The organism is Pseudomonas sp. BF-R-26 (assembly GCF_019947395.1).
Classification (GTDB): Bacteria; Pseudomonadota; Gammaproteobacteria; order Pseudomonadales; family Pseudomonadaceae; genus Aquipseudomonas; species Aquipseudomonas farris.
In genome coordinates this window covers 18,957-32,091 of the sequence record NZ_JAGYGK010000012.1, presented here as the reverse complement: position 1 = coordinate 32,091, position 13,135 = coordinate 18,957, and the positions used below count along the sequence as shown (strand labels likewise).

At 60.0% G+C, this 13,135-nt stretch carries 11 protein-coding genes; 6 read left to right on the top strand and 5 right to left on the bottom strand.

Annotation, left to right across the window (positions count from 1 at the left end):
* Nucleotides 1-723: a tellurite resistance TerB family protein gene (locus tag KGB18_RS18820; protein ID WP_123719887.1), complete on the bottom strand. Its 723-nt coding sequence runs from the start codon at nucleotides 721-723 to the stop codon at nucleotides 1-3.
* Between the two features lie 327 nt (nucleotides 724-1,050).
* Between KGB18_RS18820 and ydcS the strand changes: the two genes are divergently transcribed.
* The 5 genes from ydcS to KGB18_RS18795 all read left to right on the top strand — a co-directional run bounded on the left by ydcS (nucleotide 1,051) and on the right by KGB18_RS18795 (nucleotide 6,708).
* The gene (gene ydcS, locus KGB18_RS18815; protein ID WP_223570344.1) at nucleotides 1,051-2,202 is read left to right on the top strand and encodes a putative ABC transporter substrate-binding protein YdcS; all 1,152 of its coding nucleotides are present in this window, start codon (nucleotides 1,051-1,053) and stop codon (nucleotides 2,200-2,202) included.
* 105 nt (nucleotides 2,203-2,307) lie between these two features.
* Nucleotides 2,308-3,345, top strand: coding sequence for an ABC transporter ATP-binding protein (locus KGB18_RS18810; protein ID WP_201059913.1), 1,038 nt, complete (start codon nucleotides 2,308-2,310; stop codon nucleotides 3,343-3,345).
* Nucleotide 3,346: 1 nt separating this feature from the next.
* Complete coding sequence (locus KGB18_RS18805; RefSeq protein ID WP_201059914.1) at nucleotides 3,347-4,294, top strand: ABC transporter permease; 948 nt, start codon at nucleotides 3,347-3,349, stop codon at nucleotides 4,292-4,294.
* The gene (locus KGB18_RS18800; protein WP_048393715.1) at nucleotides 4,284-5,108 is read left to right on the top strand and encodes an ABC transporter permease; all 825 of its coding nucleotides are present in this window, start codon (nucleotides 4,284-4,286) and stop codon (nucleotides 5,106-5,108) included. Before KGB18_RS18805 ends, KGB18_RS18800 begins: the two co-directional genes overlap by 11 nt.
* Nucleotides 5,109-5,283: 175 nt before the next feature.
* Entirely contained in the window at nucleotides 5,284-6,708 is a 1,425-nt protein-coding gene (locus KGB18_RS18795; protein WP_223570343.1) for a gamma-aminobutyraldehyde dehydrogenase, read from the top strand.
* 179 nt (nucleotides 6,709-6,887) lie between these two features.
* On the opposite strand, the gene KGB18_RS18790 is transcribed toward KGB18_RS18795, so the two are convergent.
* Entirely contained in the window at nucleotides 6,888-7,073 is a 186-nt protein-coding gene (locus KGB18_RS18790; protein WP_123360676.1) for a hypothetical protein, read from the bottom strand.
* A 411-nt stretch (nucleotides 7,074-7,484) separates the two neighbouring features.
* Between KGB18_RS18790 and KGB18_RS18785 the strand changes: the two genes are divergently transcribed.
* On the top strand, nucleotides 7,485-9,110 hold the full coding sequence (locus KGB18_RS18785) for a glucan biosynthesis protein D (RefSeq protein ID WP_123719892.1): 1,626 nt from the start codon (nucleotides 7,485-7,487) through the stop codon (nucleotides 9,108-9,110).
* A 206-nt stretch (nucleotides 9,111-9,316) separates the two neighbouring features.
* Here KGB18_RS18785 and KGB18_RS18780 read toward each other — a convergent pair whose 3' ends face one another.
* From KGB18_RS18780 to KGB18_RS18770, 3 genes are all read right to left on the bottom strand, one after another.
* Complete coding sequence (locus tag KGB18_RS18780; RefSeq protein ID WP_223570342.1) at nucleotides 9,317-10,423, bottom strand: NADH:flavin oxidoreductase/NADH oxidase; 1,107 nt, start codon at nucleotides 10,421-10,423, stop codon at nucleotides 9,317-9,319.
* 346 nt (nucleotides 10,424-10,769) lie between these two features.
* Nucleotides 10,770-12,479, bottom strand: coding sequence for a single-stranded-DNA-specific exonuclease RecJ (recJ, locus tag KGB18_RS18775; protein ID WP_123360679.1), 1,710 nt, complete (start codon nucleotides 12,477-12,479; stop codon nucleotides 10,770-10,772).
* Nucleotides 12,480-12,545: 66 nt separating this feature from the next.
* A complete protein-coding gene (locus tag KGB18_RS18770) occupies nucleotides 12,546-13,088 on the bottom strand; it encodes a YaeQ family protein (protein ID WP_028623872.1) in 543 nt (180 codons plus the stop codon).
* Nucleotides 13,089-13,135: the final 47 nt, after the last annotated feature.

Below are 13,135 nucleotides of genomic sequence, written 5' to 3'. Positions count from 1 at the left end.
TTACACCGAAGCCTGACGCACCTGCTTCTCCAACTCCGCCTTCAACCCCGGTTCCAGCTTCAACTGCCGCGCCAACTCATCGAGGTAGGACTTCTCCATGAAGTTCTCCTCATCCACCAGCATCACACTGGCGATGTACATTTCAGCCGCCATTTCCGGTGTGCTGGCGGCGCGGGCGACGTCGGTCGGGTCCAGCGGTTTGTTGAGTTCGGCGTGCAGCCAGTGTTGCAGCTCCTGATCATTGTCGAGCTTGGTGAACTCGCCTTCGATCAATTGACGCTCACGTTCATCGACATGACCGTCAGCCTTGGCCGCGGCGACCAACGCCTTGAGGATCGCCTGGCTGTGTTGCTCGACCTGGGCCGCCGGCAAGCGGTCGATAGTTTGCGGTTCGGTTGTGGCTGCGGTGCCCTGCTGGGCCTGCCAGTTGCCGTACGCCTTGTAGGCAATCACGCCCAATGCGGCGAGGCCGCCGTAGATAGCCACTTTGCCGCCGACCTTGCGCACCTTCTTGTTGCCGAGCAACAGACCCATGGCGCCAGCCGCCAGAGCACCGCCGCCGGCGCCGGATAGCACACTGCCGAGGCCGCCCGAACCACTGGAGCCTCCGAGCAAACCGCCCAAACCACCACTGGACGCCTTGTTCTGGGTACCACCAGCCTTGTTCTGCAACAGATCCTGACCGGATTTGAGTAGTTGATCGAGCAATCCACGAGTGTTCATTTTGCTGCCTCCACGAATTCGGGTTAACCGGATCTTTAAGGCCACCAGCCTAGATCGAAAGTGCCCGCCGTCTCTCGATGAGAGTGCTTCCGGATGTTGCTCATGTTTAGGCAAACAGGCTGGAACGCCCCCATGCCAGCTATTTCATCGAATGCAGCCTTTGAGATTTGTCGACCGTGAAACCGCGCACTAGGCTGGATAAATCCATAAGACAGCCCGGCCTCAATCTGCCTCTCACAAAGCGCACTAAGCTAATAACAAGCCACTCACGGCGCATCACCCCGTTCAACCACTGCCCCGACCATAATTTAAAGAAGAGGGTTCACCATGCTTGTGCACAAGACCGCACTGCTCAGTGCAATCACCACGGCGCTACTGGCCAGCACCAGCCTGCAGGCCGCCGAGCCGCTGAAAGCTGTCGGCGCCGGCGAAGGTCAGCTGGATATCGTCGCTTGGCCTGGCTATATCGAACGGGGCGAAACCGACAAGGCCTACGACTGGGTCAGCGCTTTCGAGAAGGAAACCGGCTGCAAGGTCAACGTCAAGACCGCAGGCACGTCCGATGAAATGGTCAGCCTGATGGCCAAGGGCGGTTACGACCTGGTGACGGCGTCTGGAGACGCCTCCCTGCGCCTGATCGCCGGCAAACGTGTGCAGCCGATCAACACCGCACTGATTCCCAACTGGAAGAATCTCGACCCGCGCCTGAAGGATGCGCCGTGGTATGTGGTCGACAAGCAGACCTACGGCGCCCCCTATCAATGGGGCCCGAACGTGCTGATGTACAACACCAACGTATTCAAGCAACCGCCAACCAGCTGGAGCGTGATATTCGACGCGCAGAACCTGCCGGATGGCAAACCCAACAAAGGCCGGGTGCAAGCCTACGACGGCCCGATCTACATCGCCGACGCGGCGCTGTACCTCAAGACCGCCAAGCCAGAGCTGGGTATCCAGAACCCCTACGAGCTGACCGAAGCGCAGTACAAGGCTGTGCTCGATCTACTGCGCGCACAGCAAAAGCTGATCCATCGCTACTGGCACGACACCACCGTGCAAATGAGTGATTTCAAGAACGAAGGCGTGGTGGCGTCCAGCTCCTGGCCCTATCAGGTCAATGGCCTGATGAACGAGAAACAGCCAGTCGCGTCGACCATTCCGAAAGAAGGCGCCACCGGGTGGGCCGACACCACCATGTTGCACGCCGAGGCCAAGCACCCGAACTGCGCTTACAAGTGGATGGACTGGTCGCTGCAACCGAAAGTCCAGGGTGATGTGTCTGCCTGGTTCGGCTCGCTGCCGGCGGTCCCGGCGGCGTGTAAGGCAAGCGAACTGCTAGGGGCCGAGGGTTGCAAGACCAACGGTTTCGACCAGTTCGAGAAGATCGCCTTCTGGAAAACCCCGCAGGCTGAGGGCGGCAAGTTCGTGCCTTATAGCCGCTGGACCCAGGATTACATTGCGATTATGGGCGGTCGTTAAGCCCTCTTCGCGAGCAGGCTCGCTCCCACATTTGGTTGCGTTCCCCTGTGGGAGCGAGCCTGCTCGCGATGCTTTTAAAGATTCAGATTTTTGGAGCTCCGCACCATGACGCTTGCAGTCCAGTTCACCAACGTTTCCCGTCAGTTCGGCGAAGTGAAGGCCGTTGACCGGGTTTCTATCGATATCCAGGACGGCGAGTTCTTTTCCCTGCTGGGCCCTTCCGGCTCGGGCAAAACCACCTGCCTGCGCCTGATCGCCGGTTTCGAACAACCGAGCACTGGCTCCATCCGTATTCATGGCGCCGAAGCCGCCGGGCTGCCGCCGTATCAGCGCGATGTGAACACCGTGTTCCAGGATTACGCGCTGTTCCCGCACATGAACGTACTCGACAACGTCGCCTACGGTTTGAAAGTCAAAGGCGTCGGCAAGTCCGAACGCCAAAAACGCGCAGAAGAAGCCCTCGACATGGTCGCTCTCGGCGGCTACGGCGAACGCAAACCGGTGCAACTCTCCGGCGGCCAGCGTCAGCGTGTGGCCCTGGCCCGCGCGTTGGTCAATCGCCCTCGCGTGTTGCTGCTCGACGAGCCCTTGGGCGCCCTCGATTTGAAACTGCGCGAGCAAATGCAAGGCGAGCTGAAGAAGCTGCAACGCCAGCTCGGCATTACCTTTATCTTCGTCACCCACGATCAGACTGAAGCGCTGTCGATGTCCGACCGCGTGGCGGTGTTCAATAAGGGCCGCATCGAACAGGTCGACACGCCGCGCCATCTCTACATGAAACCGGCAACCACGTTCGTCGCCGAATTCGTCGGCACGTCCAACGTGATTCGCGGCGATCTGGCCCGGCAGTTGAGCGGCAATCCACAGCCGTTTTCGATCCGCCCGGAACACGTGCGTTTCGCCGAAGGCCCGCTGGCCAGCCATGAAATCGAAGTCAGCGGCCTGCTGCATGACATCCAGTACCAGGGCAGCGCCACCCGCTATGAACTGAAACTGGAAAACGGCCAGACCTTGAACATCAGCCAGGCCAACGTCCAGTGGCTGGACGCCAGCGCGCAACATCAGACCGGACAACGCATCAGCGCTCGTTGGGCGCGTGAAGCGATGATCCCGCTGCACGACAATGTTGTGGGTGGGGTGTGAGATGAACAGCGTGGCCGCGCCTCAAACCCCCGCCAGCGGCTCGCCACTGCGCCGGTTTTCCAACCTGCTGTACCGCCGACCGAACCTTTATCTGTCGCTGTTGCTGGTGCCACCGTTACTGTGGTTCGGTGCGATCTACCTCGGCTCGCTGTTGACGTTGTTGTGGCAAGGCTTCTACACCTTCGATGACTTCACCATGGCGGTCACGCCCGACCTGACCCTGGCGAATTTCACCGCACTGTTCCAGCCGTCGAACTTCGACATCATCCTGCGCACCCTGAGCATGGCCATCATCGTGTCCATCGCCAGTGCAATCGTGGCGTTCCCGATCGCCTACTACATGGCGCGCTACACCAGCGGCAAGACCAAGGCGTTTTTCTACATCGCGGTGATGATGCCAATGTGGGCCAGTTACATCGTCAAGGCCTATGCCTGGACCTTGCTGCTGGCCAAGGGCGGCGTGGCCCAGTGGTTCGTTCAGCACTTGGGGCTGGAACCGGTGTTGCAATTCGTGCTCGGGATTCCGGGCGTCGGCGGCAGCACCTTGTCGACCTCGCATCTGGGACGGTTCATGGTGTTCGTCTACATCTGGCTGCCGTTCATGATCCTGCCGATCCAGGCGTCACTGGAACGCCTGCCGCCGTCCTTGCTGCAAGCCTCGGCGGACCTCGGCGCCAAGCCGCGTCAGACCTTCATGCAAGTGATTCTGCCGCTGTCGATTCCGGGCATCGCCGCCGGTTCGATCTTCACCTTTTCGTTGACCCTGGGCGACTTCATCGTGCCGCAACTGGTGGGCCCGCCGGGCTACTTCATCGGCAGCATGGTCTACGCCCAACAAGGAGCGATCGGAAATATGCCAATGGCAGCGGCCTTCACACTGGTGCCGATCGTGCTGATCGCCATTTACCTGTCCATCGTCAAACGTCTGGGGGCTTTCGATGCGCTCTGATGCTTCATCTCAAGATCGGGCATCCCTGGGCCTGCGCATCGCCGCCTGGGGCGGGTTGATGTTCTTGCACTTCCCGATCCTGATCATCTTCCTCTACGCCTTCAATACCGAAGACGCGGCGTTCAGCTTTCCGCCCAAGGGCTTCACCCTGAAGTGGATAGGCGTGGCGTTCTCCCGGCCCGACGTGCTGGAAGCGATCAAGCTGTCGTTGCAAATCGCGGCCGTCGCGACACTGATTGCGATGGTCCTCGGCACCCTCGCGTCGGCGGCGTTGTACCGACGGGACTTTTTTGGCAAGCAAGGCATCTCGCTGATGCTGATCCTGCCGATTGCCCTGCCCGGAATCATCACCGGGATCGCGTTGCTGGCGACTTTCAAAACGCTGGGGATCGAACCGGGGATGTTCACCATCATCGTCGGCCACGCGACCTTCTGCGTGGTGATCGTCTACAACAACGTCATCGCCCGCTTGCGCCGCACGTCATACAGTTTGATCGAAGCGTCGATGGACCTCGGTGCCGACGGCTGGCAGACCTTCCGCTACATCGTCCTGCCAAACCTCGGCTCGGCGTTGCTCGCTGGCGGCATGCTGGCGTTCGCCCTGTCGTTCGACGAAATCATCGTCACCACCTTCACCGCCGGCCATGAACGCACCTTGCCGCTGTGGCTGCTCAACCAGCTCAGCCGCCCACGGGACGTGCCGGTGACCAACGTCGTCGCGATGCTGGTGATGATGGTGACCATGCTGCCGATTCTCGGCGCCTATTACCTGACCCGGGGTGGCGAAAGCGTTGCGGGCAGTGGCGGGAAATAACGGACAACTCATTCCCAAGGTGGAAACTGGATCCTGTGGGAGCGGGCTTGCCCGCGATAGCGGTCTTACAGTCGACATCTCTGTTGAATGTCAGTCAGTCATCGCGGGCAAGCCCGCTCCCACAGGGGCCCGGTTTCAGCAGGAAAACAAAAGCAGCTTCGATGAGGACATAGCCATGCAAACCAAACTCTTGATCAACGGCCAACTCGTCAATGGCGATGGCCCTGCCCAAGCCGTGTTCAACCCGGCTCTCGGCCGTGTGCTGGTAGAAATCAACGAAGCCAGCGAAGCTCAGGTCGACGCCGCCGTGCGGGCCGCCGACAACGCCTTCCAATCCTGGTCGCAAACCACGCCAAAAGAACGCTCGTTGCTGCTGCTCAAACTTGCCGACATCATCGAAGCCCATGGCGAAGAGCTGGCCAAACTGGAGTCGGACAACTGCGGCAAACCCTACAGCGCCGCGCTGAACGATGAGATCCCGGCGATTGCCGACGTGTTCCGTTTCTTCGCCGGCGCCAACCGTTGCATGAGCGGCGCGCTGGGAGGGGAATACCTGCCCGGCCACACCTCAATGATCCGCCGCGATCCGGTGGGCGTGATTGCCTCCATCGCGCCGTGGAACTACCCGCTGATGATGGTCGCCTGGAAAATCGCCCCGGCCCTGGCCGCCGGTAATACCGTGGTGCTCAAGCCGTCAGAACAAACCCCACTGACCGCCCTGCGCCTGGCAGAACTGGCGTCGGAAATCTTCCCGGCTGGCGTGCTTAACCTGGTGTTCGGCCGTGGTCCTACGGTCGGCAGCCCACTGGTCACTCACCCGAAAGTGCGCATGGTGTCGCTGACCGGCTCCATCGCCACCGGCTCGAACATCATTTCCAGCACCGCCGGCAACGTCAAACGCATGCACATGGAACTGGGTGGCAAGGCGCCGGTGATCATCTTCGACGATGCCGACATCGACGCCGCCGTGGAAGGCATTCGCACCTTCGGTTTCTACAACGCTGGTCAGGATTGCACCGCCGCCTGCCGTATTTACGCGCAAGCAGGCATCTACGACCAGTTCGTCGAGAAGCTCGGTGCGGCCGTCAGCAGTATCAAGTACGGCTTGCAGGACGATCCATCGACGGAGCTTGGCCCGTTGATCAGCGCACAACATCGCGACCGAGTGACCGCGTTGGTCGAACGTGCCATGGCGCAACCGCACATTCGTTTGATCACTGGTGGCAAAGCGGTGGAAGGCAACGGCTTCTTCTTTGAGCCGACGGTGCTGGCCGACGTGCAACAGGACGACGAGATCGTGCGCCGCGAAGTGTTCGGACCGGTAGTGTCGGTCACCAAATTCACCGATGAAGCGCAAGCACTGGCCTGGGCCAACGATTCAGACTACGGCTTGGCGTCATCGGTCTGGACCGCGGACGTCGGCCGCGCGCATCGGCTGTCTGCACGCCTGCAGTACGGCTGCACATGGGTGAACACCCACTTCATGCTGGTCAGCGAAATGCCTCACGGCGGTCAGAAACTGTCCGGTTACGGGAAAGACATGTCGATGTATGGGCTAGAGGATTACACCGTTGTGCGGCATGTGATGTTCAAGCATTAAAAGCTTCGCGGGCAAGTCTCGCGCCTACAGGGATCGCGTCGTTTGATCGACACAAAACCTGTAGGAGCGAGCGGTGCGGCGATCCGACTTGCCCGCGAATGCCTCACCGCACAATCAAGGCAGACGCCGGCGGTTTAACTCCGTAAAAGCCAAATGGCTCTCACGGAAACCTCCTCGGCTCAAAACCGCGAAACACTGCGCATCGCATCCACCAGATACCGCATCGCAATCCGGTCACTCTCCGACAGCTCGCGATACCGCTCCACCAACTTCAACTCCTCCGAACTGAGCCGACGCCTTCGCCGACCAATGGCCAGGCAGGGGAAGATTCCTAATATTTCAGTGATGCCTTGTACTTTCGACATGGACGATGTCCTTCTATACGTCAGAGAAAACTTCAAAACCGCATCGCCCTATCACTTTCAGCGGTCACCTTGTGCCTGCCGAACCCACCGGCCTGAAGGGCCGAAACCGGTCATGCCTCATAGAATAGAAATTAAATCGGCGCTGAAAAGCGTTTTTAGAGTAATTAGTCGAAAAAAGCAGATATGCCCTATAAATCAGAAAATGCTGTGAGAAACGTTACCTGAAATGTCTTGTTTCATTGCCGAGCTGTCGCGGTGCCATCAATCATTTTTGCTCTGCAACCGAACGGTTTAAGCTATTTGGCATCTGTTCTAAAGTCCGTTGCGTTTGGCCAAGGCATGTCCGAACCGATATTTCTGATCCAGCACGTGCCAGGAACGGCGCGGGATTGTTCACGACAGGTTGTACTTATGCACCGCAGGAATTTGCTCAAAGCCTCCATGGCCATCGCGGCTTACACCGGTCTTTCGGCCACCGGCTTATTGGCGACACACGCCTGGGCTGGCAGCAGCACCGCTGATGGCGACGCTGTGGCGTTTGACTTCGAAGCGCTGAAGAGCCAGGCCAAGCAGCTCGCCGGCAAGCCCTATCAGGACACCAAGCAGGTGCTGCCGCCGACGCTGGCGACCATGACGCCGCAGAACTTCAACGCGATCCGCTACGACGGCAATCACTCGCTGTGGAAGGACTTGAAAGGTCAACTGGACGTGCAGTTTTTCCACGTCGGCATGGGTTTCAAGCAACCGGTGCGCATGTACAGCGTCGATCCCAAGACTCGACTGGCGCGCGAGGTGCATTTCCGTCCGTCGCTGTTCAACTATGAAAAAACCACCGTCGACACTAAACAGCTCAAGGCCGATCTGGGCTTTTCCGGATTCAAGCTGTTCAAGGCCCCGGAGCTGGATCAGCACGACGTGTTGTCGTTCCTCGGCGCCAGCTATTTCCGCGCGGTAGATGCCACCGGCCAGTACGGTTTGTCGGCCCGCGGCCTGGCGATCGATACCTACGCCAAGAAGCGCGAAGAATTCCCGGATTTCACCAAGTTCTGGTTCGAAACACCGGACAAGGACAGCACCCGCTTCGTGGTTTATGCCCTGCTCGATTCGCCGAGCGCCACCGGCGCCTACCGTTTTGATATCGATTGCCAGGCCGAGCGTGTGGTGATGGAAGTCGATGCCCACGTCAATGCCCGCACCGCCATCGAGCAACTGGGTATCGCGCCGATGACCAGCATGTTCAGCTGCGGCACCCATGAGCGGCGTATGTGCGACACGATTCACCCACAAATCCACGACTCCGATCGCCTGGCCATGTGGCGCGGCAATGGCGAGTGGATCTGCCGCCCGCTGAATAACCCGGCCACCCTGCAATTCAATGCCTTCGCCGACACCGATCCGAAAGGCTTTGGCTTGGTGCAGACCGATCACGAGTTCGCCAATTATCAGGACACCGTCGACTGGTACAGCAAGCGCCCGAGCTTGTGGGTAGAACCTACAACCGCATGGGGCGAAGGCTCTATCGATTTGCTGGAAATTCCTACAACCGGCGAAACCCTGGATAACATCGTCGCGTTCTGGACGCCGAAAAAACCGGTCGCGGCCGGGGACTCCCTCAACTACGGCTACAAACTCTATTGGAGCTCCCTGCCACCGGTGAGCACGCCGCTGGCACGGGTCCACGCGACCCGTTCGGGCATGGGCGGTTTCATCGAAGGCTGGGCGCCGGGCGAGCATTACCCGGAGGTCTGGGCGCGACGCTTTGCCGTGGACTTCACCGGCGGCGGTCTGGACCGCTTGCCTGAAGGCGCGGGGATCGAGCCGGTGGTGACCTGCTCGAACGGCGAAGTGAAGGACTTCAATGTGTTGGTGCTCGATGACATCAAGGGCTACCGCATTACCTTCGACTGGTACCCGACCAATGACAGCGTGGCCCCCGTGGAGCTGCGGTTGTTCATTCGCACCAATGACCGGACGTTGAGTGAAACCTGGTTGTACCAGTATTTCCCGCCGGCACCGGAGAAGCGTAAGTACACCTGACAGTAAGTGGGCGCCTGAACCGGCCCCTTCGCGGGCAAGCCCGCTCCCACAGTGATGGGGGTGTTCACAAAATTTGTGTACGCCGCCGCCCCTTGTGGGAGCGGGCTTGCCCGCGAAGGCGGCAGGACAGACGACAAACCTCTCGGCATAAAAAATTCAAAAGCCCCGGTCAACACGACCGGGGCTTTTTGGTGTTACAGCGGTATTCAGTCGCGCAAATCCGATTCATGAATCGGCTGGTCACGATGGGTGGCCCGCTGGTATTGCGCCGGCCAGATAGCCTTGTTCCCGCCCAGATCGTCATCGGCATGCAGCGGCCAATACGGATCACGCAACAACTCCCGGGCGAGGAAGATGATGTCAGCCTGACAGGTACGCAGAATGTGCTCTGCCTGGGCCGGTTCGGTGATCATTCCTACGGTGCCGGTGGCAATGCCTGACTCCTTGCGTACCCTCTCGGCGAAACGGGTCTGGTAACCGGGGCCCGTAGGAATCTCGGCGTTTACCGCCGTACCACCCGATGAGACGTCGATCAGGTCCACGCCCAGATCTTTGAGGCGTCGCGCCAGCTCCACGGTTTCATCAGGGTTCCAGCCGTCTTCCACCCAATCGGTGGCCGACACCCGCACAAACACCGGTAACTCTTCAGGCCACACGGCCCGTACCGCTTCGGTGACTTGCAGTACCAGCCGAATACGATTCTCGAACGAACCGCCATATAGATCGCGGCGCTGATTACTCAGGGGCGAAAGAAATTGGTGCAACAGGTAACCGTGGGCGGCGTGTACTTCGACCACTTTGAAACCGGCGGTCAGCGCCCGTTTGGCCGAATCGACGAAGGCCTGGATAACCTCAGCGATCTCGCCCTCATCGAGTTGCTTGGGTGGTGTGTGCTGGGGGTCGAAAGCGATCGGCGACGGGCCGACTGGGATCCAGCCACCGTCTTCCGGCTTGACGCTGCCATGCTTGCCGAGCCACGGCCGATGCGTGCTGGCCTTGCGCCCGGCATGAGCCAACTGGATGCCGGCAACGGCGCCTTGGGCGGAGATGAAGCGCGTAATACGCTGTAAGGATTCGATCTGTTGATCATTCCAGAGGCCGAGGTCCTGGGCGGTAATGCGCCCATCGGCGGTCACCGCCGTGGCTTCGGTGAATACCAGACCAGCGCCGCCGATAGCACGGCTGCCGAGGTGGACCAGATGCCAGTCATTGGCCAGCCCATCGACGCTGGAGTATTGGCACATCGGTGACACCGCAATGCGGTTAAGCAGGGTCAATTGACGAAGGGTATAGGGTTCAAGCAGCAGACTCATGGGGCACCTCTCGAATCAGTGGGCAGGCTCCAGGGTTCTGTTTGAATAGTCGACGAGTGACAGGAAAAAGATGCAGCACCCGCCCCCGCGGGCAAAAAATTCGACAAAACGTCACAAGGATAATCAAGCAGTGCTTAGAGCCTAGTCGACATCGGGGGATGAGGGAGGGTTCAAGAAATGAAACACCCAAATTTGAGGTCTGGGCGATACCTGTGGCGAGGGGGCTTGCTCCCGCTGGGCTGCGCAGCAGTCGTAAATCCGGTTACTGCGGTGTGCCTGACAGAAATGAGTTGCCTGGGTCTGGGGCCGCTTCGCAGCCCAACGGGGGCAAGCCCCCTCGCCACAGTTATCGCGGTTCGATATGGGCAATCATCAACTGAACGGTCTCGTTCCCACGGAACTCATTGAGGTCGAGCTTGTAAGCCAATTCAACCCACTTGATGGTCGGATTTGGCCAGATATCACGGTCGATACCGAAGGCAATGCCGTCCAGCTTCACCGAACCGCATTCACTCTTCAGCACCACTTTGAGGTGCCGCTCACCCACAACACGCTGCTCGACCAACTGAAACACCCCGTGAAACAGCGGCTCCGGGAAGTGTTGCCCCCAAGGTCCGGCGTGGCGCAGGGCGCGGGCCAGTTCCAGGTGAAACTCTTCGACCGCCAAAGTGCCGTCTGACAGCAGGCGCCCAGTCAGGTCTTCTTCACGCAATTGCCTACGCACTTCAGCGTCAAAGGCCTCGGCAAACAACGGAAAATTCGCTTCCGGCAAGGTCAGCCCGGCCGCCATGGCGTGGCCGCCGTATTTGCTGATCAGGTTCGGATGCTGCGCCGCGACCACGCTCAAGGCATCGCGAATGTGAAAGCCCTGAACCGAACGCCCCGAGCCCTTGAGCAGGCCATCGCCGGCATCGGCAAAGGCAATGGTCGGACGGAAATAGCGCTCTTTCATACGCGACGCGAGGATACCGATGACGCCCTGATGCCACTCGGGATCGAACAGGCACAGGCCGAACGGCATCGATTCCACTGGCAAATCCTTGAGCTGGGCCAGCGCCTCACGCTGCATGCCCTGCTCGATGGATTTGCGGTCCTGGTTCATGCCATCCAGTTGAGCGGCCATTTCACGGGCAGCGCCCGCGTCTTCAGTGAGCAGGCATTCAATGCCCAGGCTCATGTCGTCCAGACGCCCCGCCGCGTTCAGACGCGGGCCGAGGATGAAGCCCAGGTCGGTGGAGGTAATGCGCGAATGGTCGCGCTTGGCCACTTCAAGGATCGCCTTGATTCCTGGCCGTGCGCGCCCGGCGCGAATCCGTTCCAGGCCCTGATGCACCAGAATCCGGTTGTTGGCATCCAGCGGCACCACGTCGGCGACGCTGCCCAGCGCCACCAGGTCCAGCAGTTCGCCAATGTTCGGCTGCGGCTTGCTTTCGTACCAACCCAGGCTGCGCAAGCGCGCACGCAGGGCCATCAGCACATAGAAGATTACCCCGACGCCGGCCAGGGCTTTGCTCGGAAACTCGCAACCCGGCTGGTTCGGATTGACGATGGCATCGGCCAACGGCAGTTCGTCGCCGGGCAAGTGGTGATCGGTGACCAGCACCTTGAGCCCGGCCTTTTTCGCCGCCGCCACGCCTTCGACGCTGGAGATGCCGTTGTCCACGGTGATCAGCAGCTGCGGCTCGCGGGTCAGCGCCACTTCGACGATCTCCGGCGTCAGACCATAGCCGTACTCGAACCGGTTCGGCACCAGATAATCGACATGCGCCGCGCCCAACAGGCGCAACCCCAGCATGCCCACGGTACTGGCCGTCGCACCATCGGCGTCGAAGTCGCCGACGATCAGAATCCGCTGACGTTGCTCAAGGGCCGTCACCAGCAAATCCACCGCCGCATCGATGCCTTTGAGCTGCTGATACGGAATCAGCCGCGCCAGGCTCTTGTCCAGTTCAGCCTCGGATTGCACGCCCCGCGCCGCGTAAAGGCGGGTCAGCAGCGGTGGAATATCACCGAGGAATGGCAGGGTGTCGGGCAACAGGCGAGGTTCGATGCGCATGGGGTGACAGGTGCTTCTCTTGAATACGTAGGATAAAACCGGGTAACGCGGTTCAGCGGCGAATAATCAGCCGCGTTCGCCGCTCAGCCATTGCAACTGGACTTCGTGCTGACCACGGTCGTCGGTGACGAAAATCGTTCCTTCGCTGATCATCACATCCCACTTGATAACGCGCGGCATGTCCTTGGCCAGGGTTTCCAGGATTTCCTGGGGCACGGCGGCGATGTGAACGTTTTTCAGGTTTTTGATTGCCGGGATCACTTTGGTTTCCCAGACACGCAGGCTGCCGTAAGCCAACAGGCTGGTACGCTCGGTGCGGCGCGAGCACCAGGTCAGGCGATCGGCGTCTGGCTGGCCGACTTCGATCCAGTGCAGGACACGATCATCCAGGCTCTTTTCCCACAGCGCTGGCTCATCCACGTCTGACAGACCGCGACCGAAGGACAACTGCTCGTTGTACCAGAAGGCGTAGGCCAGCAGCCGCACGGTCATGCGCTCTTCGGTTTCCGAAGGGTGACGGGCGATGGTCTGCTTCACGCTCTCGTAGACGCTGCGGTCGAGGTCGGTGAGGTTCAGTTCAAACTTGTAGGTCGTGGACGGCTGGGCCATGAACGGGCTTCTTGATACGAGGAAAGGCGGCAAGTCTAACCGATGCA